An 18,775-nucleotide genomic window follows, 5' to 3' on the forward strand; every position below is an offset into this window, starting at 1 on the left:
ATGTCAGAGGGGCTGCAGCGTCCAGCCGCCGCTGGCATGGCACGCGTGCATGCTGCCGCAGACCGCCCGGAGGACGAGCACCACCCCGAGCATCTCGAGCAGTTCCTCCACCGCGGTGACCACCAGATAGCCGGCCCGATCGCCGTGGGCGGCCAGCACCTGCCCGCTGACCGCCTCGACCACCAGGGCCCCGGTCAGGTAGACCGCAGCGGCGAACGACAGCCGACGGCGGATCAGCGACGGCAGCGACCGGCCCCCCAGGACGAGGCCGGCCAGCAGCAGGACGGCCGCGGCCGCGCCGGGCACCACCCAGACGAAGTGCAGACCCGAGCCACCGGCCACCACCGCGCCCAGGGCACCGAGCCGCTCGTGGATGCCGGCCATCTCGTCCAGCGACAGCAGGAGCAGGACGACGGCCAGGCCCAGGAAGAAGCGGCTGCGCCCGGGCGCGGCACTGCGGCTGAGCAGCCCCGGGCCGACGGCCGCGGCGCCCGCCGCCGCCAGCAGCGCGACGCTGAACCAGGTCGGCACATTGGCCTCGGAGTTGACGTCGAAGAGCGTCATCCACTCCGGCGCCTCGATGCCGGGCGACGCAGCCTCGCGGCGGTAGGCCAGGTACCGCGTCAGCAGGCTCAGGCCGACCAGGAGAACCGCGACGCAGGCGAGGACCGCGGCGCCCGCGTCCACCGCTCCCAGCCGCAGCCCCACCGGACGGGAGGAGACGGCGTGGGCCGAGGTGTTGCGCACGTCGGCGGACCGTAGTTCGGCTGCATGAGACCCGGATGAGGGACACGGGTCGATGAGAAGGCCCTCATCGAGTTCTCATCTGCGCCTGAGCGGCCCGGCCGATCGTCGAGGGGTGACCTGTTCGTCGCTCGCCGCCCTGGCCGCGCCCCCCACCCGAGTGGCCGCCGTCCCTCCAGCTCCTGCTCGGCGCGGCCGGCTCCGACCTGTGGTCGACGGTCCTCGCCCCGCTGGACGGTTTCCTGACGGCGCTGCGTGCCACCGGGGTGACCGTGCAACCGGACGGGGCGGCGACGGTCCAGTACTCGGCCGACGTCAGCTGGCGGAACGGGCGCAGGACCCGGGAGGCGCTCTCCGCGACGACGGGCACGCGCATCCCACCGGGTGCCGCCGTGGTGGAGGGTGACACCGGCGCCGGGCCGGTGACCGTCGCGCTGTGGCGGTGGCCGCTGGATCCGGCGCTGCCCGGCCTCGCCTGGGCGGCGTCGGCGGACGGGGTCGCCCGACGACTGACCGAGCTCGGCCTCGGCTCCGGGCCTCCCCGGCTTCGGCTGCGCTCGTACCGTCCCGGCCGGCGCGCAGTGATCGAGGCGGTCACGCCGGAGGGCACGCTGTTCCTCAAGGTGGTGCGCCCGGCCGCGACCGAACGGCTGGTCGCCCGGCACGCCCTCCTCGTCGGGGCGGTCCCGGTGCCACCGGTGCTCGCCGCGACGCCCGACGGCGTGGTCGTGCTGCCGGGGCTGCACGGAGCGCCCATGCGCACGCTGCTGTCCGGCACGGCCGGACCGCTGCCCGAGGCCGCCGAGCTGGACCGGGTGCTCGACGCGCTGCCGGCCGCGGTCGCCGATCTGGCCCCCGCCGGCCGCTCGATGCCCGGGGACGGCCTCGCGCGCGCCGACGACCATGCCCGGGTCCTGGGGACGGTCCTCGGATCCCTGCGTCCCCGGCTCGACGACCTCACCGCGCGCCTCGCCGGCAGCGACCCCGCGGCCTACGAGGCGGTCGCCGTCCACGGCGACTTCTACGAGTCGCAGCTCCTCCTGGACGGCGGACGGGTCGTCGGCGTGCTGGACGTCGACACCGCCGGCCGCGGCCACCGGATCGACGACTGGGCGACCCTGCTCGCGCATGTCGCGGTGCTCGAGCAGGTGCTCCCCGATCCGTCCCGCGCCAGGCGTTACGCCGGCCGGCTCGAGGAGGAGGCGCTGCGCCGATGGCCCGCGTCGCACCTGCGTCCACGCGTGTCGGCCGTGCTCCTCGGTCTGGCCACGGGCCCGTTCCGCGTGCAGCAGGCCGGCTGGCCCGAACGCACCGCCGAGCGGCTGACGCTGGCCGAGCAGTGGGCCCGCTGACATGAGAGACCCCTCACCCGGCTCTCCTCGACGGCTCACCGGTGACGGGCAACCTCGGTCGTGTTCCCGGACGACGACCGACGAGAGGAAGTCCCCATGACCCGCCGTCCCGCCACCTGGAAGATCGTGACCTTCGGCGCCGCCCTGACCGGCCTGGGCGCCACCGGCGTCGGCCTGGCCGCCGCCGGCGACGACGGCCCGGCATCCGTACCGGCGACCGGAGTGGCCGTCGCGGCCGCCGACGGCGCCGCCCCCGCGGAGGTCGGCCCGGCGGACGCCTCGCCGGAGTCCGCGGACTCACCGAACGAGAGCGCCACCGACACCCCCGATGCCGGCTTCGTCGCCGGGCCGGACGACGCATCCCCCGAGTCGGCCGACTCCCCGGCGGAGAGCGCCTGGGACACGCCGGACACTGCGAGCCCGGACACCGCCAGCCCGGACATCGCCGGCCCGGACATCGCCAGCCCGGACACCGCCAGCCCGGACATCGCCAGCACCGACACCGCCGACTGACCGTCGCGGCCGGCACGCCCCTGACGCCACCGGCGTCAGGGGCGTCAGGGGCGTTTCGCTGCTCGTCAGACCTCGGCCAGCCGGTAGCCCATGCCCCGGACGGTCTCGATGCGGGAGGCGCCGAGCTTCTTGCGCAGGTAGCGGACGTAGACGTCGACGACGTTCGAGCCGGGGTCGAAGTCGTAGCCCCACACGTGGCTGAGCAGCTGCTCCCGGGCCAGCACCTGGCCGGGGTGACGCAGGAACGTCTCGGCGAGGGCGAACTCGCGCGCGGAGAGATCGACGGTGCGACCGTCGGCGGACGCCCGTCGGGTCCGCAGGTCCAGCGTGAGCCCGCCGCTGGTGAGGACCGTGACCTCGCCCTGCCGATTGCCCGCCAGGCGCAGCCGCACGCGGGCGAGCAGTTCCTCGAAGCGGAACGGCTTGGGCATGTAGTCGTCGGCGCCGCCCTCGAGACCAGCCACGGTGTCCTGGACGCTGTCGCGGGCGGTCAGCACGATCACCGGGATGGTGCAGCGCTCGGCACGCAGGGAGCGCAGCACCTCGAAACCGTCGATGCCGGGCAGGCCGATGTCCAGCACCATCAGGTCGAAGTCGCCGCTGCGCGCGGCGGCGCGTGCGCTCCGGCCGTCACCGGCCACCGCCGTGGCGAAGCCGTGGGCGCGCAGGCCCTTCTCGATGAACGAGGCGATGCGGGGTTCGTCCTCGGCGATCAGCACGCGGCTCATGACCGGCCTCCAGAGGGGGTGCTCGGCATCGGGTCGTCGGTGGGCAGTTCCGGGGTGGCGCTGTCGTCGTCGGTCCCCGCGACGTCCGGGGGTGCCAGGCGCGCGGGGACGACGAGGCTGACCGTGGTCCCGCGGCCCGGCACGCTGTCCAGCACCGCCGATCCGCCGTGGGCCGTCGCGATGGCCTGGACGATGGACAGCCCCAGCCCTGCGCCGTCCGAGCGCCGGGCGCCGGCCGTGCCGCGGGCGAAACGCTCGAAGACCCGCTGGCGCTCGTCGGCGGGGATGCCCGGCCCCGTGTCGGAGATCCAGAACCGCAGCTCCCCGCCGGCGAGCTGGCTGCCGACGGAGATGCGGTCACCGGGCCCGGTGTAGCGGACGGCGTTGTCGGCCAGGGCCACGAGCGCCTGGGTGACCCGCTGCGGGTCGAGCAGCGCGTCGACGCGGGCGCTGGTCTCGAGGACCCAGGAGCGGTCCCCGAGCCGGCGGACCTTGTCGAAGATCTCGCTGGTGAGCGCCTCGGCGTCGACCGGCTGGGGGCGGACGAACTGCGGCTGTTCGGCGCGGGCGAGCAGCAGCAGGTCCGAGACGATCCGGTTCATCCGGTCCAGTTCGTCGTCCACGAGCGCCACCGTCTCGCGGACGTCCCTGGGATCGGACGGGTCGAGGACCTCCAGGTGTCCCCGCACGATCGTGATCGGCGTCCGCAGCTCGTGCCCGGCGTCGTCGAGGAAGCGGCGCTGGGCCGCGACGCCGTTCTCCAGCCGGTCGAGCATCGCGTTGACCGACACGACCAGGTCGGAGAGCTCGTCCGCGCCGCGACCGTCCTCGGGGATGCGCCCGGAGAGCTCGCGCTCGGTGATGCCCTTCGCCGTGGCGGCGACGTCGCGCACCGGTCGGAGGATCCGTCCGGCGACCACCCAGGCACCGGCCGCCGCGAGGAGCACGGTCAGCGCGCCGACCCCGAGCATGATGCGGGCGGTGTGGTGGGCCGCCTCCCGTTCCTGGTCGGCGAAGTAGGCGACCACGGCCACGGCGCTGCGCGGATCACCGTCGAGCGTCACGGGGACGGCGAGGTAGCGCACCTCCCCCGCGCCGCTCTCGTACCTGCCGGACGCCGGCTCGGTGACCGAGCCGACGAGACGGGTGAAGTCGCGGTCCTCGCTGAGCAGGACCGGCGCCTCGATCCGGCTCTGGTAGCGGTACTCGCCGTCGACGTACCCGAGGAACTTCTCGTTGGGTCGGGCGAGGTTGTACGTGATGACGGTCTCGAGCACGGCGGCCACCGTGTCGAACGGCTCCCCGGTCCGGGGGTCAATGCCGGACTCGACGATCTGGCGGAACTCGAACACCTCTGCCTCGAGCGTCAGGTCCATGCGCTCGTCGGTCTCGCGGACGAGGAGTCGCCAGGTGACGAACGTGACGACGGCCAGTGCGACCAGCACGAGGAGCAGGACCCAGCCGATGATCCGGGTGCGCGCGGCACGGGGGTCCAGCGCCGAGGCCGGTTCGGTGTCACCTCAGTCGTCGTCATCGCCCCCATCAACGTCGTCGTCCTCGTCGTCGTCCCCGTCGTCGTCCGGGACGGGCGGAGGGAGCACGACGTCGGTCGGTGACGCCGGGACGGTGGCGGGCGCGGACGGGGTTGCGTCGGTCGGGCCCGGAGCGGTCGGCGGCGGCTCCGGAGCCGAGGGGGTGGTGATCCGGATCGGCGACGGCAACGGCTCCCGCTGGACGGCCGCCGGCCGGAGCGCGGCCCAGCCGGCGAGGACGACGACGAGGGTCACCCCGACGGCCATCGCGAGCAGGAGTGGTCGCAGCCGCATCCAGCCACGGTCGCGCCCGGAGGTTCGCCCCAGGTGAGAAGTCGATGAGAGAACTCTCATCGTCACGCCGGAAACACGAAGGAGGGGGAGGCCGGAAGGCCTCCCCCTCGTCCGGGGTCGTGCTGGAGGAACTACGGGTCCCCGCCGCCTAGCCGACCGAGGTCAGCGGAGCAGCGACAGGACGCCCTGCGAGGCCTGGTTGGCCTGCGCGAGCATGGCGGTGCCGGCCTGGGACAGGATCTGGTTCCGGGTGAACTGGACCATCTCCTGGGCCATGTCGGCGTCGCGGATGCGGCTCTCCGAGGCGGTCAGGTTCTCCACCGCGACGTTGAGGTTGTTGATGGTGTGGTCGAACCGGTTCTGGATGGCACCCAGATCGGCCCGCTGGGTCGACACCTTCTTGATCGCGGCGTCGAGGGCGGTGATCGCCGCGGTGGCACCGCTGGCGGCGGTGAAGGTCGGGGTCGCCGAGGCGATCTGCTGGGCGGAGGTGCCCAGCGCGTAACCGTTGGCGCCGGTGAAGCCGGCGACGGCCTCGGTGACGCTGAAGGTGATGGTGGTGGCCGTACCGGCGGCGAACGGGCCGGTGGTCAGGCCCAGGGCGGCCTGGGCGGCGTTGTTCAGCAGGGTGCGGGCCTGGGCACCGGTGGTGGCGGTGCTGTAGTCCACCGAGCTGAGGTCGAAGCTCTTGCCACCGAAGTTGATGGTGCCGTCGAGCTTCTCGAACGAGGCGACGGCCACGGCGCCGGTGGCGTCGAGGTAGTCATCGCCGGCGGCGAGCTCGGTGAACAGCAGCGAGCCGGCCGCGGCCGCACCGGCGTTGGTCGTGGTGACCCGGCCGGCCGCGGCGGCGCCGTTGGTGAACGCACCCACACCGGTCACGTTGACCCCGGAGACACCCAGGCCGGCGGCGTCCATGCCGATGCCGGGCGAGCCGATGCTGACCGTGATGGTCTCCCCGGCGTTGGCGCCGACCTGGAAGAGGGACTGGAAGCTGCCGTCCAGGAGCTTCTTGCCGTTGAACGTCGTCGTGGCGTTGATCCGGTTCAGCTCGGACTTGAGCTGGCCCAGCTCCGACTGGATGGCGTTCTTGGCGTCGTCGTTGACGCCGCCGGCGTTGCTGGCCTGGACCGACAGGTCGCGCATGCGCTGCAGGATGCTGTGCGTCTCGGTGAGCGCACCCTCAGCGGTCTGCACGACCGAGATGCCGTCCTGGGTGTTGCGAACGGCGACCTTCAGGCCACCGATCTGCGACCGCAGACCCTCCGAGATCGCCAGCCCGGCCGCGTCGTCGGCGGCCCGGTTGATGCGGAACCCGGAGGAGAGCTTCTCCAGGCTCTTGCTCATCTGGCCGTCGGTGACGGACAGATTGCGGTAGGCGTTCATCGCCGCGATGTTGTTGTTGACGCGCAGACCCACGGTGTTCCTCCTTGAGGGGGTTGTTCGCCCGGCTGCTTCCGTGCAACCGGGGCCTTGCTGCAGGGGGTTACGGCGGGTCCCCTGTGAGAGTTGAGCTGAGTCCTCTGAGTTTTCTGGGACGCGTGTGACTGGCGCTGTCGTCGACGGTCACAGTCGCGCCCTGACCTGCCGATTCCGTCTCCGCACAGGTATCTGCCGTCGCCGGAAAATCTTCCGCCGCGACCCCTCGGCAGTTCTGGACGAGGCGCGGCCGCGTCGCGGAGGGCAGTGCGACACCTGTTGCGACACCCCCGGAGCGTCTAGGGTCGACGACGGGTCGAAGGTCCGGCCCGACACCGCCCGCTCGCGCGCGCGAGCGACGTCCGGACCCTCGCGGGCCGGACCGGTTTCCGGGATCAGCCCATGACCGCACATCTCGACCTCACCCGCTGGCCGGCCGAACCCGGGCCGCCGCCGTTCCTGCTGTCGATCGACGTCGCGAAGGCCCGCGTCAGCCTGCACGGCGAGCTGGACCGGGAGGCCGCCCACCGCCTCGACGAGGCGATCGGGGTCCTGGTCCACACCGCGTCACCCCGGTGGTCGGTGGACGTCTCGGCGGTCCGCTTCTGCGACGCGGAGGGACTCCGGGCGCTGGTCCGTGCGCAGCAGCGGGCACAGCGCGCCGGCCGTGTCCTCGTCGTCGAGCGCCCGGGCGGCTGCCTCCGGCGCCTGCTGCCGCTGGTCGGGATCGACCCGGCAGGCCCGCACGACTGACGCGCGGCTACGCGCCGGCGACGGGCTCCGCGGTCCGGGCGGCGTGCACGCGCGCGCGCACCCAGCCGATGAGGCAGTACAGGGCCGCGTGCCCCTCCGGCGAGGTGTGCGCCTGCTCGATCTGGGCGGCCTCGATCAGCTCGTCGCTGTCGACGACACCCTTGCGGTAGAAGCGGTCGAGGACCTTGCCACCGGGGGTGCGGCTGGCGAAGATCCCCGCGATCCCGAGCGCCACCGGGTCGGAGACGACCAGGGTCAACGGCGGGTGCTTCATCGCAGCCCGCCGGTCGAGCAGGTTGACCACTTCGGCCATCACCTCGAGGTCCGAGGCGGGCGTCGCCGTCCTGCACGCCAGCTTCACGTCGTCCCCTTCCCCCGAGATGTGTCTTCCCCTCTCCCGCCCATCGGCAGATCGACGGCGGGGCTTGAGTCCCCCGGGAGAGGGAGTTCGGTCCCGCGCCGCTCGCCGTCAGCCGGTCGTGGTGAAGGAGGGCATGCGCCGTGCCCGGGCGGCGACGGCCACGCCCGCCAGCCAGCCGAAGGTCAGCGCCGGACCGACCGTTCCACCCGGGCCGTGGTACCCCTGCCCGGTCGGCGCCGAGATGCAGTTGCCGGCGCCGTAGACGCCCGGGATGGCCTCGCCGTCGTACCCGAGGACGCGACCGCGGGGGTCGACGACCGGACCGCCCTTGGTGTCGAGCGCCCCGCCCCCGAGGATCAGGCAGTGGTACGGGCCCTGCTCGGCGAAGGCGTGCATCGTCGGGTTCGGCTGACCCGCGTACCGGGGTCGGGTGGCCCACTCCTTCTCGATGCGCGTCTCCCCCGGCCGTGGTCCAGGTCCACGCCGGTCGCCGCCAGCTCCCCGAACCGGGTGACCTGCGCGCGCAGGCCCTCCTCGAAGTCGCCCGCGAGGGTGAATCCCCCGGTGTGCGGCGCCAGGTCCGCCAGCCGGTCGCGCAGCCGGTCGGTCAGCTGGGCCCACGTGTCGCCGGAGATCACGTCGACCTCTCTGTCCTCCCCGAGCGGAAGGGGGTACCGGTGCCGGCTCGGCCGCGTGTCCCGCGCGGTCGCCTCGTCGAACACGAGGAAGAGCAGGAGGTTGGTGTACCGGCGCGAGTCGGCGTCCCAGTGGAAGTGGACCTGCCCCCGCTCGTTGTAGGGCATCTTCTCGTTCATGACGCGTCTGCCGTGCCGGTTGACGACCATCATGCTGTCGCCGAAGAGGTAGACCGCGTCCCTGAGCGTCGACCGTGTGCGGAGCGCGGCCTCGAGCACGACCTCGTCCCACCACGCGTGTCCCATGTTGCCGAGCCGGGCGCCGAGCCCCGAGGCGATCCTGACGAAGTCACCGGTCGCCTCCTCGGCGGCCGCGCCGCCGAACACCGGGCCGCGCAGGAACGCCGCGGCCATCTCCGGGTCGTGGAGGAAGCCGCCGGTGGCGAACACGACCCCCTGTCGGGCACCGAAGACGTCCGTGGTGGTGCGGACGCGCGCCTCGACGCCGACGACGACGTCCTCGTCGTCCCGCACGACCTGCACGACCCGGGTGTTCGTCCGGATGCTGACCCCGAGCTTCTCGGCGGTCGCCTGCATCGCCTCGACGAGGCGCTGGCCACCGGTCGCGTCGACCCCGAAGCGGTAGTCCGCGGGGAGCCACATCCGGATCGACCGCCCGACCGGCGCCTCGTCCTCCGCGAAGTCGGAGTGGTAGTCGGGGAAGCCCGGCATGCAGTCGGGGTCGTACGGGATGGCGCCGGCCTCGTCGAGTTCCGCGAAGGCCTCCGAGCCGTGGTCGTACAGCGCTTCGAGCAGCTGGTAGCGCAGGGGCGACAGCCCCAGGGTGGAGGACGCCGGGTGGTACTCCGCCGGGTAGGCCACCCTGGCCATGTAGCGAAGGGCCGCGGCCCGGTCGTCGCGGAGCCCCGCTGCCCGCATCAGCGGGTTGTTCGGGATCCACATGGTGGCGCTGGACTTGGCCGTGGTGCCGCCCAGGCGGTTCGCGCGCTCGAGCAGCAGCACCTCCGATCCCCGCCGCGCGGCGGCGATCGCCGCGGCGAAGGCGCGACGCCCGAGCCGACCACGACGACGTCGGCAACGGCGTCCCAGCCGTCCCAGCCACCGTCGTCGTCGGTCACCGGTGGACCCAGGCGGGGGGCCGCTTCTCCAGGAACGCGGTCGCTCCCTCGGCGAGGTCGCTGCCGAGGAAGAAGGTCAGGTTGAGGAACTGGGCGGCGTCCAGGGCCTGGTTCGCCGGCAGATCGGCGAGCAGCGTGAACGCGCGGCGGCCCAGCCGCGCCGCGAGCGGGCTGGTGTGGGCGAACCAGCCGGCGTACTCCTCGGCGGCGGCCCACAGCCCGTCGGTGCCGTCGCAGACCCGGTTGACGAACCCGGCGCGGTGCGCCTCGGCGGCGTCGAGCGGCCGGCCGGTGAGCATCAGGTCGAGCAGCAGCTTGCGGGGCACCGCCCGGGCCAGGTGGGCCACGATGATCATCGGGAACAGGCCGGTGCGGATCTCGGGCATCGCGAACCGCGCCCGGTCGGTGGCCAGGAGAATGTCGCACATGCCGGCCAGGCCCATGCCGCCGGCGTAGGCCGGGCCGTCGACCAGCGCGATCATCGGCTTCGGGGCGTCGAGGGCGGCCTTGTGCAGGGCGACGATGTCCTCGGGCCAGGCGTAGGCCTGCTCGGCGGGCATCTGCCGCAGCTGTTTCATCTGCCGCAGGTCGCCGCCGGCGCAGAACGCCGGACCGTTCGCCGCGATCGCCACCGCCCGCACCTCGTCGTCGGCCATCGCGGCGGCCATGGCCGCCAGCAGCGCGGCCGACATGTCCCGGTCCAGCGGGTTGCGCTCCTCGGGCCGGTTCAGGGTGAGCACCGCCAGCGGCCCCCGCCGCGAGCTGACGACCGGATCAGTCATCCGCGATCGCTCCGTCCCCGATCTCCATGCGCAGCAGCCAGGCGTACATCACCTTGCCCAGGTGATCGCTGCGCAGGCTCATCGTGCCGCCGCCGTCCAGGGCGCCGGTGAGCACGAAGTTCAGCGACCGGATGCCGGGCAGCTCATACCGGGTCACGGTGCCCGTCACCAGGTCGCCGTAGTGCTCGGCCACCCGCTGCTCGGTCACCTCCCGCAGCAGGATCTGGTAGCCGGCGTCGTCGTAGGCGACCAGCCCCACGTTGCAGATGTCGCCCTTGTCCCCCGACCGCCCGTGGGCGAGATCGACCACGCGCATCGCTTCAGACCTCCAGCAGCTCGACGGACTGGGACACGTGCTCCCGGGGGATCAGGCACGACCAGATCGCGTACAGCTCCTTCAGCGGCGGCCGCGTGCCCACCCCCGCGACACCGGCCGGGCCGTTGTTGTACAGCGGCACGCTCTCGGTGAACACCTTGCGCGCCTGCTCGGCGTCCGGGCAGCGGGCGGCGTAGCGCACCACGACCTCGGGCAGCTCCGGATCCGTCGGCGGAGGCACCCGGCCCTGAAACATCGACGTGTGCCCCAGGTACTCCACGATCTCCGCGCTGCACCGGAAGTCCGCCGCGGCCAGCCGGTTCTTCAGGAACTCGATGCCCCGCCGGGCCTTGGCCGGGGCGTCGGGCCAGCTGTAGGTGAACACGATCTCCCCCACGAACCCCGCCCGGTAGCCCATGTTCACCTTCAGCGTGTCCGGGCGGGGCTTGCCCGTGCCGCCGGTGATCAGCACCCGGTCCGGCCCCACCTCCTCCAACCGCACCTGGGTGAAGTCGGCGGTCACGTCGGCGGTCAGATAATTGCCCGGGTCCAGGATCTCGTAGACCAGCTGCTCGCTGACCGTGCCGATGTCCACCCGCCCACCGGTGCCCGGGGTCTTGGTCAGCACCGCGGTGCCGTCCTCGCGCACCTCGGCGATCGGATAACCCAGGTCCTCCAGCCCATCCACGCCCTGCCAGTCCGCCGCGTACAGCCCGCCGGTCGCCTGCCCGCCGCACTCGATCGCGTGCGCCACCACCGTCGCCATGCCCAGCCGTTGCCAGTCGTCGGAAGCCCAGCCGAACTCGTGGATCAACGGCCCCAGGTACAGGGCGATGTCGGTCACCCGGCCGCAGATGACGACGTCGGCGCCCAGCCGCAGCGCCTCCACGATCCCCTCGCTGCCGGTGTAGACCGCGGCGTGGGTCAGCCGCTCCCGCACCGTCACCAGCTCCGCGCCGGTGTCCAGATTCGTGAAGCTGACGCCGTCGTCCATCAGCCGGTCGATGTCGCCCTCGATGTCATCCCCGGTCACCACCGCCACCCGCACACCGGACAGGCCCAGCTCCTTGCACAGCTCCAGCACCCGCTCCCCGGCCGCCCGCGGATTCGCCCCACCCGCGTTGCTGATGATCTTCACGCCCTTGCGGACCGCCACCGGCAACGCGCCGCGCAGCAGGTCGATGAGGTCACGGGTGTAGCCGGCCTCCGGGTTCTTGGCCCGCTGCTTGGCCAGGATCGACATCGTCAACTCGGCCAGATGGTCACAACACAGGTAATCGATGTCCGCCCGCTCGATCATCTCCGCCGCCGGCTGCACCCGGTCACCCCAGAACGCCATCCCGGCGCCGAGCCGGACCGTCTTTCCACTCATGCTCTCTCCAGGATCGTGGTCGTGCCGAGAAGGAGGTTCGTCCGTGCGCGTGCGGCCGCTGCGGCTCAGACCATTACGGGCAGCGGCGTGCGGTGGCGGTCCATGTCCTTCCAGCCCAGCGCGTCGTCGGCGATCAGGACGGCCTGGATGTTCGCCGAGCCCTCCCCCGTCTGCCACAACTTGGCGTAGTTCAGGTAGATGCTGACCGGCAGCTCGTCGCTGAACGCCGCGCCGCCGAAGATCTCCGCGCAGGCCTGCGCGGCCCGGTTGCACACCTCGCCGGCGTAGTACTTGGCGATCGAGCTCTCCCGGGTCGCCACCGTGCCGCTGTCGTAACCGGCGGCCGCCGCGTCGACCAGCGCGCGGGCTGCGGCCACCTCGACGGTCATGTCGGCCAGCTGCTTCTTCACCATCTGGAACTCGCCGATCTTCTGACCGAAGGCAACCCGCTGGTCGGCGTACTCCAGCGCCGCGTCCAGGCACGCCTGCGCCAGACCCACCGACCGCGCGGCCACCGACAGCCGGCCGTAGTCCATCGCGTTCATCGCGACGGCGAACCCCTGTCCCTCGGCGCCGAGGACGTGGCTGGCCGGCACCCGGACGTCGGTGAGGGTCACCGAGTTCGTCGGCATGAGCTTCCCGAGCACGCGGCACGGCACCCGGGTCGTCTGGAACCCCGGCGTCGAGGTCTCCACCAGGAACGCCGTCACGCCCTTGTGCCCGGCGGCCGGGTCGGTCTTGGCGTAGACGACCGCGACGTCGGCGACGTTGGCGTTGGTGATCCACATCTTGGCGCCGTTGATCACGTAGTCGTCGCCGTCACGGACCGCCCGGGTGCGCATCGCCCCCAGGAAGTCCGACCCTCCGTCGGGCTCGGTCATCGCGTTGCAGCCGAGCAGCTCCGCCGTCACCAGACCCGGCACGTAGCGCTCGACCAGCTCGGGGCCGCCCCAGTTGGCGATCGTCAGGGGCACCGTGGCCGCCTGCAGGTTCATCGGCGCCGACAACGGCGGATAGACCCACGCGAGGTTCTCCGCCACCTTGGCCAGCGCCCGGAAGCCGGCCCCGTTGCCGCCCAGCCGCTCCGGGAACACGCACCCGAACAGCCCCATCTCGCCCATCTGCGCGTACAGCTCGCGGGGGAAGTCCCCCTGCTCCTCCAGCTGCCGCACCCGCGGGCGCACCTCGCGCAGCCCCCAGTCGCGGACCAGTGCGCCCAGCTCAGCAGCCAGGACCTCACCGGGAACGGCCGTAGCCTGGATCATGTCGCCTCCTTCTGCCGCACGGAGCGGAACAGGAATTAGATAGTTACTGCGAATACGGTTCTGAATCGGAGCGAGACCGCGATCAACCGACCTGCCACCAATTGATCACCCGCGGCATCAATTCCGGATGTCTGTCACGCACCCAGTTCGCGTACTCCTGCATGTGGTCACGCATGGTCCGCTCGGCGACATCGGCGTCGCCGGAAGCAATGGCGTCGGCGATGGCCCGGTGGACCTCGAGAACGTGTTCACGCTTCTCCGGCGGAGAGAGCGCCTCGCCCACGTGCTCGAGGAAGATGTCCTCGAGGGAGACGCTGTAGAGATCGAGCAGCGGATTTCCGGACATGGAGGCGACAGCCCGGTGGAACGGCGCCGACGCCTCGAGGTACGCGGCGTCGTCCGCCACCTCCGTGGACGTGGGATCCGGGAGGGTGCCGATGAGTTCCGTCGCCCGCCGCTGTGCCGCGAGACGTGCCATGACCGGCTCCAGGACCAGTCGGGCGTCGATCAGCTCCGCGAACGTGATGCCTCGCAGGTGGAAGAACAGCGTGGACATCCGCCCGTAGTCGCGAGTTCCCACTTCGATGACCATCGGGCCGCCATTTCGGCCGTGCTTCATTGTGATGACGCCATGCACTTCGAGAACATGCAGCGCCTCGCGCAGCGAACTGCGGCCGACGCCGTACTCCTCGACCATCTGCGCTTCGGGAGGAAGCAGAGTGCCGGGCCGGAGGTTCTCCGAGACAATTCTGTTGACGATTTCCAATGCCAGAGCTTCCGCCACCTTGGCGCCGCGTCTGATCGTGCGCGGGCGCGGACCGGTGGGGCGTGCATCTGCAGGGGTAGACATGCTTTCCAGCGTATTTGCTCTGTGCATGAGTTCTGCCGATCGAGGGGCTCTGACGCCATGACCCAGCTCAGGCATGACGGAGCCCCGGGAGCACCTGGGTACCGAATTCCTCCAGCTGGGCCATGGCCTCGCGGTGCGGCAGGCCGGGCCAGTGGGGCTTGAACACGAAGTGGGTCATGCCGAGCTCGTCGCGCAGCCGGGCCAGCTCGGCGGCGCAGTCCTGCGCGGTCCCGAGGATGAACTGCTCCTCGATGTTCGCCCGCAGCTCCGACCCGTCACCGACCGGGGTGTTCTCCCCCGACAGGCCCCACTTCTTGTACGTCTCGTAGCGGGCGCGGTAGCGGTCCAGTGCCGCCTCCATGCCCGCCTCCCGGGACGGGGCGATGAGCAGCTCACGGCGCAGCGGGAAGTCCCCGCCGGTGGCCAGCCCGTGCTCGTCGCGGGTGTCGAGGAACAGCTTCCGCAGCTGCGCGAGCTCGGCGTGGGAGGGGAAGGGCGGGGCGTACCAGGCATCGCCCATCCGCGCGGCCCGCTTCACCGCGCCGGCGGCCTGCCCGCCGATCCACACCGGCAGCCCGCCGGCCTGCAGCGGGCGCACCGAGGGCTGGGCGCCGTGCACGCTGTGGAAGCGGCCGGCGAAGTCGACCTTCTCCCCGCTCCACAGCGCCTTCACCAGCTCCAGGGACTCCTCGAACCGGGCCACCCGGGTGCCCGGCTCCACCCCGAACGCGTCGAACTCGTGCCCGCTGTAGCCCAGCCCCACCCCGAAGGTCGCCCGGCCGTCGGTGAGCACGTCGAGGGTGGCCATCTGCTCGGCGATGTCGACCGGATTGACCATCGACAGCAGGATGATCCCGGTCGCGACCTGCATCGACGGCGCCACCTGGGCCATGTGGGTCAGCCACGGCACCGGCTGGAAGTAGCGCAGCTCCGAGCCCAGGAAGTGCTGCCCGCACACCATCAGCTCGAAGCCGAGCTCCTCGGCGGTGCGCACCAGCTCCTCGTGCTGCCGGCGCTGCACCCGGGCGTCGACACTGGCGTCGTACACCGACGTGAGCAGGATGCCGAACTTCATGACTCTCCAGGTTTTCTGGCGGGGTTCATCGGGCCGGGGTGCCGAGGTCGGTGGGCAGGGACTGGATGGCCCGCAGCATGGCGCTGCCGGCGTAGGCGGGCTGGTCGTCGAGGAGGCGGGCGTCGGGGAAGCGGCGCAGCAGGGTGGAGAACACGACGTCGCCTTCCAGGCGGGCGAGTGCCGCACCCAGGCAGTGGTGCGCCCCGAAGGCCAGCGACAGGTGCTCGCGCTTGTTGGCGCGGGTGACGTCGAGCCGGTCGGGGTCGTCGAACTTGGCCTCGTCCCGGTTGGCCGCGCCCATCACGATGATCGCGGTCTGCCCGGCGGTGAACCGGGTGCCGTGCAGCTCGAAGTCCTCGGCCACGACCCGGGGCAGGTAGTGGTGCGGGGAGTCATACCGCATCAGCTCGTCCATCGCCCCGGCCACCAGGTCGGGGTGCTCGCGCAGCAGGTCCCACTGGTCGCGGTGGGTCTGCAGGGCGAGGAAGCCGTTGCCCAGCAGGTTGGTGGTGGTCTCGCTGCCGCCGAAGAGGATGAGCAGGTACATCGCGACCAGCTCGTCCTCGGTCATCACCTCCTCCTCCCGGGAGTCGAGCATCAGCTTGGCCAGCTCCGGGCCCTCCCCGGTCCGCCGCACCCGCTCCACGGTCTGCCCGACGTACTCGCGGAAGGCGTCGATGGCCTCGTCGGCCTCGCGCAGCGACTTCTCATCCAGGGAGAACAGCCGCCCCACCGCCTCCGACCACTCCCAGATCAGCTCGCGGTCGGACTGCGGCACCCCGATCAGGTCCACGATCACCCGCACCGGCAGCTTGTTGGCCAGGTGCTTCTTGATGTCCGGCTGCGGCTGGGCGACCATCTCGGCGATCAGGTCATCGACATGGGCCTGCACCGACTCCCGCAGCAACTCCATCCGCCGCGCGGTGAACGCCCGCGCCGCGATCCGCCGCAGCCGCTGGTGCTCCTGACCCTCCTTGCGGGACAGGAAATGGCTCTCGAAGTCCAGCACCTTGAAGAACACCTCGTGCTGCTCGACCGGCAGCCGGCTGATCGTGCCCTCGGCCAGCTCACCGAACCGGTAGGCGTTCTGCCGGATCGGGTACTTCCCGGCCATCACGTCCTTGACGTCGGCATACCGGGTGATCAGCGTCGCCGGCCCACCGTGCCAGCGCACCACCCCCGACCCCTGCCGCCACCGCTGATACATCGGATACGGCCAGGCGATCGTCGCCGGATCGGCAGCGAAGAACGCGGTGATCTCCTCGTCGCGGACCGAGGGGTCAGCAGCGGTGAGCGACATGGTGGTCTCCCTCCTGCGAGAACCGGCCGGGATCAGGAACGGCTGTTCCTGCAGCGAGCTCGTGACGGGCGGTGCTGGCGTTCATGCGAGTTCGAAGAGCGTGGCGTTGGCCATGCCGCCGCCCTCGCACATGGTCTGCAGGCCGTAGCGCAGGCCCTCGCGGCGCATCCGGTGCAGCAGCGTCGTCGCCAGCCGGGCGCCGGTGCCGCCCAGCGGGTGCCCCAGCGCGATCGCCCCGCCCTGCGGGTTGGTGCGCTCGGGGTCGGCGCCGGTGTCCTTGAGCCAGGCCAGCGGCACGCTGGCGAAGGCCTCGTTGACCTCGAACGCGCCGATGTCGGCCAGCGCCACCCCCGAGCGCTTGAGCAGCAGCTCGGTCGCCGGGATCGGCCCGGTGAGCATGAGCACCGGATCCGAGCCGGTGACCACCATGGTGTGCACCCGCGCGATCGGCGTGAGGTTCAGCCGGCGCACCGCCGCCCCGGAGGCGACCAGCAGCGCCGCGGCGCCGTCGGACACCTGACTGGCGAGCGCGGCGGTGAGCCGCCCGCCCTCGCGCAGGGTGTTCAGCGACGCCAGCTTCTCCGGCGTCGTCCCCCGGCGCGGACCCTCGTCGTGCACCAGGTCACCGACCGGGGCGATCTCCTCGGCGAACAGCCCGCCGTCGATCGCGGCCAGCGCCCGGGCGTGGCTCCGCAGCGCGTAGGCCTCCATCTCCTCGCGGGAGATGTCCCACCGCTGCGCGATCAGCTCCGCGCCGCGGAACTGCGAGATCTCCTGATCCCCGTACCGGTCCGCCCACCCCTGCCCGCCGCGCGGGTGGGCCATGCCGTGCTCGAGCCCGACCGTCGTCGGCGAGCCGATCGGCACCTGGCTCATCACCTCGACCCCACCGGCCACGACCAGGTCGCTCACGCCGGCCAGCACCGCCTGCGCGGCGAAGTGCAGCGCCTGCTGCGACGAGCCGCACTGCCGGTCGATCGTCACCGCCGGCACCGACTCCGGGAAGCCGGCCGAGAGCACCGTGGTGCGCCCGATGTTGGACGCCTGCGGCCCCATCTGCCCGACGCAGCCCCACAGCACGTCGTCGACCTCGCCGGGGTCCACCCCGGCCCGCTCGACCAGCGCCCGCAGCACATGCGCCCCCAGATCGGCCGGGTGCACCCCCGACAACCCGCCGTTCCGCTTCCTGACCGGGGACCGCACGGCCCCCACCACGAACGCGTCAGCCATGACCCCTACCTCCGCCCGGAACAAAGTCGGCTAAAGATATGCATACTTTGTTGAGGCCGACGGTAGGGGCTGTTGCTGCTCCTGTCCAGTGTCCGAACCGACGGGCCGGAAGGACCGCCGAAGGTCCCTCCTCGGACGGCGGTCCCGGATCCAGGCGGCGCGTTGCTGTGCTGGTCCGCAGAAGGGGGCCGACCCCATGAAGTGACGGAGGAGGAGGCGCGTCCCTCCGGGGGCGCAGGTGTTGTCCACTTCGCAGGCGACCACCTCATCGGCATGCCGTCCCTCGCCGACGCCGCCGCGTCAGGTGCACGTGCCGCGCAAGCAATCCTTGATCAGCTTGCGTGAGAGCCGGGCGAGCACGGGGGGTGGAGGGACACAGCCCGGTCAGGTGGTGACAAGGTTCGTGACCGAGGATGTCGTCGAGGGTCGCCCGTGACGCTGAGAGGGAGCCGTGTCGCATCTCGGAAGGTCGCACGAAGGACCGGCGACCCCTTCGTTGTCCGAACGACTGCGGAGTCGACGTTGAGCCGGAACGGTGAGGCCGTCACGGCAGCCCACTTCCCCGTGGTGTGGCCGGTTTCGACCCGGTGGTCCGACAACGACATGTTCGGGCACCTGAACAACGCGGTCTACTACCAGTTGTTCGACTCGGCCATCAATGGCTGGCTGGCCCGAGACGCCGGTGTGGACCCCATGACGATGCCGGCGATCGGGGTCGTGGCGGAGTCGGGATGCCGCTTTCTGGCGGAGGCACGCTTTCCTGATCCGCTGGCCGTCGGCATCGCCGTCACGCGACTCGGTCGCAGCAGTGTCACCTACGAGCTCGGCTTGCTCCGTGCGGCATCGAGCGGTGCCGACGACCATGCAACCGGTCAGGTCGTCGCCCTCGGGCACTGGGTGCATGTCTACGTCGACCGGGACAGCGGCAAGCCCACGCCCGTTCCCGACCACATCCGACGCCTGCTCACCACCGCGACGCGGTCGGGCAGCTGAGACCGCGTCCGCGGATTCCGACGAGGTCATGCTCCGCGTGAGGGCGGGCGACACCCTGGGCGGTGTCTTGAGCAGCACCCATGCCGCCATCCGCAGCTACGGCATGCTGCCCCTGACCCTGG

Annotated in this window: 20 protein-coding genes; 4 read left to right on the forward strand and 16 right to left on the reverse strand. The window is 71.8% G+C overall.

Going from position 1 to position 18,775, the window contains the following annotated elements; all coding sequences use genetic code 11:
- Positions 1–3: 3 nt before the first annotated feature.
- On the reverse strand, positions 4–747 hold the full coding sequence (locus tag MVA48_RS09840) for a hypothetical protein (protein ID WP_246988327.1): 744 nt from the start codon (positions 745–747) through the stop codon (positions 4–6).
- Between the two features lie 263 nt (positions 748–1,010).
- On the opposite strand from MVA48_RS09840, the gene MVA48_RS09845 reads away from it, so the two are divergent.
- A complete protein-coding gene (locus MVA48_RS09845; protein ID WP_246988328.1) occupies positions 1,011–2,096 on the forward strand; it encodes an aminoglycoside phosphotransferase family protein in 1,086 nt (361 codons plus the stop codon).
- Positions 2,097–2,192: 96 nt separating this feature from the next.
- On the forward strand, positions 2,193–2,609 hold the full coding sequence (locus tag MVA48_RS09850) for a hypothetical protein (protein WP_246988330.1): 417 nt from the start codon (positions 2,193–2,195) through the stop codon (positions 2,607–2,609).
- A gap of 65 nt (positions 2,610–2,674) precedes the next feature.
- On the opposite strand, the gene MVA48_RS09855 is transcribed toward MVA48_RS09850, so the two are convergent.
- The 4 genes from MVA48_RS09855 to MVA48_RS23755 all read right to left on the reverse strand — a co-directional run bounded on the left by MVA48_RS09855 (position 2,675) and on the right by MVA48_RS23755 (position 6,582).
- Complete coding sequence (locus MVA48_RS09855; protein WP_246988332.1) at positions 2,675–3,337, reverse strand: response regulator transcription factor; 663 nt, start codon at positions 3,335–3,337, stop codon at positions 2,675–2,677.
- Complete coding sequence (locus MVA48_RS09860) at positions 3,334–4,782, reverse strand: sensor histidine kinase (protein WP_246988334.1); 1,449 nt, start codon at positions 4,780–4,782, stop codon at positions 3,334–3,336. Before MVA48_RS09860 ends, MVA48_RS09855 begins: the two co-directional genes overlap by 4 nt.
- Positions 4,783–4,857: 75 nt before the next feature.
- Positions 4,858–5,163: a hypothetical protein gene (locus tag MVA48_RS09865; RefSeq protein ID WP_246988337.1), complete on the reverse strand. Its 306-nt coding sequence runs from the start codon at positions 5,161–5,163 to the stop codon at positions 4,858–4,860.
- 162 nt (positions 5,164–5,325) lie between these two features.
- A complete protein-coding gene (locus MVA48_RS23755) occupies positions 5,326–6,582 on the reverse strand; it encodes a flagellin N-terminal helical domain-containing protein (RefSeq protein WP_305852305.1) in 1,257 nt (418 codons plus the stop codon).
- 402 nt (positions 6,583–6,984) lie between these two features.
- Between MVA48_RS23755 and MVA48_RS09880 the strand changes: the two genes are divergently transcribed.
- Complete coding sequence (locus MVA48_RS09880; RefSeq protein WP_246988339.1) at positions 6,985–7,335, forward strand: STAS domain-containing protein; 351 nt, start codon at positions 6,985–6,987, stop codon at positions 7,333–7,335.
- 7 nt (positions 7,336–7,342) lie between these two features.
- Here the strand turns inward: MVA48_RS09880 and MVA48_RS09885 are convergent, their stop codons facing one another.
- The 11 genes from MVA48_RS09885 to MVA48_RS09935 form a co-directional block, all read right to left on the reverse strand.
- Entirely contained in the window at positions 7,343–7,696 is a 354-nt protein-coding gene (locus MVA48_RS09885; protein ID WP_246988348.1) for a hypothetical protein, read from the reverse strand.
- A 108-nt stretch (positions 7,697–7,804) separates the two neighbouring features.
- Positions 7,805–8,092 carry an FAD-binding protein gene (locus MVA48_RS09890; RefSeq protein WP_246988350.1) on the reverse strand — a complete coding sequence of 96 codons (288 nt, stop codon included), beginning with the start codon at positions 8,090–8,092 and terminating at the stop codon, positions 7,805–7,807.
- The gene (locus tag MVA48_RS09895; RefSeq protein ID WP_371821235.1) at positions 8,053–9,450 is read right to left on the reverse strand and encodes an FAD-dependent oxidoreductase; all 1,398 of its coding nucleotides are present in this window, start codon (positions 9,448–9,450) and stop codon (positions 8,053–8,055) included. The genes MVA48_RS09890 and MVA48_RS09895 overlap by 40 nt, the downstream gene beginning before the upstream one ends.
- A gap of 16 nt (positions 9,451–9,466) precedes the next feature.
- On the reverse strand, positions 9,467–10,252 hold the full coding sequence (locus MVA48_RS09900; RefSeq protein WP_246988354.1) for an enoyl-CoA hydratase/isomerase family protein: 786 nt from the start codon (positions 10,250–10,252) through the stop codon (positions 9,467–9,469).
- Positions 10,245–10,568 carry an AtuA-related protein gene (locus MVA48_RS09905; protein ID WP_246988356.1) on the reverse strand — a complete coding sequence of 108 codons (324 nt, stop codon included), beginning with the start codon at positions 10,566–10,568 and terminating at the stop codon, positions 10,245–10,247. Before MVA48_RS09905 ends, MVA48_RS09900 begins: the two co-directional genes overlap by 8 nt.
- Before the next feature lie 4 nt (positions 10,569–10,572).
- Positions 10,573–11,940: an acyclic terpene utilization AtuA family protein gene (locus MVA48_RS09910; protein WP_246988359.1), complete on the reverse strand. Its 1,368-nt coding sequence runs from the start codon at positions 11,938–11,940 to the stop codon at positions 10,573–10,575.
- A gap of 65 nt (positions 11,941–12,005) precedes the next feature.
- A complete protein-coding gene (locus MVA48_RS09915) occupies positions 12,006–13,205 on the reverse strand; it encodes an acyl-CoA dehydrogenase family protein (RefSeq protein WP_246988361.1) in 1,200 nt (399 codons plus the stop codon).
- A gap of 82 nt (positions 13,206–13,287) precedes the next feature.
- Positions 13,288–14,055 carry a FadR/GntR family transcriptional regulator gene (locus MVA48_RS09920; protein WP_246988363.1) on the reverse strand — a complete coding sequence of 256 codons (768 nt, stop codon included), beginning with the start codon at positions 14,053–14,055 and terminating at the stop codon, positions 13,288–13,290.
- A 67-nt stretch (positions 14,056–14,122) separates the two neighbouring features.
- Complete coding sequence (locus MVA48_RS09925) at positions 14,123–15,130, reverse strand: LLM class flavin-dependent oxidoreductase (RefSeq protein WP_246988365.1); 1,008 nt, start codon at positions 15,128–15,130, stop codon at positions 14,123–14,125.
- Positions 15,131–15,155: 25 nt separating this feature from the next.
- The gene (locus MVA48_RS09930) at positions 15,156–16,430 is read right to left on the reverse strand and encodes a cytochrome P450 (RefSeq protein WP_246988367.1); all 1,275 of its coding nucleotides are present in this window, start codon (positions 16,428–16,430) and stop codon (positions 15,156–15,158) included.
- Between the two features lie 81 nt (positions 16,431–16,511).
- On the reverse strand, positions 16,512–17,660 hold the full coding sequence (locus MVA48_RS09935) for an acetyl-CoA C-acyltransferase (protein WP_246988370.1): 1,149 nt from the start codon (positions 17,658–17,660) through the stop codon (positions 16,512–16,514).
- 522 nt (positions 17,661–18,182) lie between these two features.
- On the opposite strand from MVA48_RS09935, the gene MVA48_RS09940 reads away from it, so the two are divergent.
- Positions 18,183–18,653, forward strand: a complete 471-nt coding sequence (locus tag MVA48_RS09940; protein ID WP_246988372.1) for an acyl-CoA thioesterase — start codon at positions 18,183–18,185, stop codon at positions 18,651–18,653.
- Positions 18,654–18,775 lie beyond the last annotated feature (122 nt).

Origin of the sequence: Blastococcus sp. PRF04-17, assembly GCF_023016265.1 — a bacterium.
Classification (GTDB): domain Bacteria; phylum Actinomycetota; class Actinomycetes; order Mycobacteriales; family Geodermatophilaceae; genus Blastococcus_B.

Bases quoted from the DNA above. Each gene is read 5' to 3' on its own strand.
- MVA48_RS09920 (WP_246988363.1), bottom strand. From the start codon at position 14,055: ATGTCTACCCCTGCAGATGCACGCCCCACCGGTCCGCGCCCGCGCACG.
- MVA48_RS09900 (WP_246988354.1), bottom strand. From the start codon at position 10,252: ATGACTGATCCGGTCGTCAGCTCGCGGCGGGGGCCGCTGGCGGTGCTC.
- MVA48_RS09930 (WP_246988367.1), bottom strand. From the start codon at position 16,430: ATGTCGCTCACCGCTGCTGACCCCTCGGTCCGCGACGAGGAGATCACC.
- MVA48_RS09935 (WP_246988370.1), bottom strand. From the start codon at position 17,660: ATGGCTGACGCGTTCGTGGTGGGGGCCGTGCGGTCCCCGGTCAGGAAG.
- MVA48_RS09925 (WP_246988365.1), bottom strand. From the start codon at position 15,130: ATGAAGTTCGGCATCCTGCTCACGTCGGTGTACGACGCCAGTGTCGAC.
- MVA48_RS09865 (WP_246988337.1), bottom strand. From the start codon at position 5,163: ATGCGGCTGCGACCACTCCTGCTCGCGATGGCCGTCGGGGTGACCCTC.
- MVA48_RS09910 (WP_246988359.1), bottom strand. From the start codon at position 11,940: ATGAGTGGAAAGACGGTCCGGCTCGGCGCCGGGATGGCGTTCTGGGGT.
- MVA48_RS09905 (WP_246988356.1), bottom strand. From the start codon at position 10,568: ATGCGCGTGGTCGATCTCGCCCACGGGCGGTCGGGGGACAAGGGCGAC.
- MVA48_RS09890 (WP_246988350.1), bottom strand. From the start codon at position 8,092: ATGCACGCCTTCGCCGAGCAGGGCCCGTACCACTGCCTGATCCTCGGG.
- MVA48_RS09850 (WP_246988330.1), top strand. From the start codon at position 2,193: ATGACCCGCCGTCCCGCCACCTGGAAGATCGTGACCTTCGGCGCCGCC.
- MVA48_RS09855 (WP_246988332.1), bottom strand. From the start codon at position 3,337: ATGAGCCGCGTGCTGATCGCCGAGGACGAACCCCGCATCGCCTCGTTC.
- MVA48_RS09915 (WP_246988361.1), bottom strand. From the start codon at position 13,205: ATGATCCAGGCTACGGCCGTTCCCGGTGAGGTCCTGGCTGCTGAGCTG.
- MVA48_RS09880 (WP_246988339.1), top strand. From the start codon at position 6,985: ATGACCGCACATCTCGACCTCACCCGCTGGCCGGCCGAACCCGGGCCG.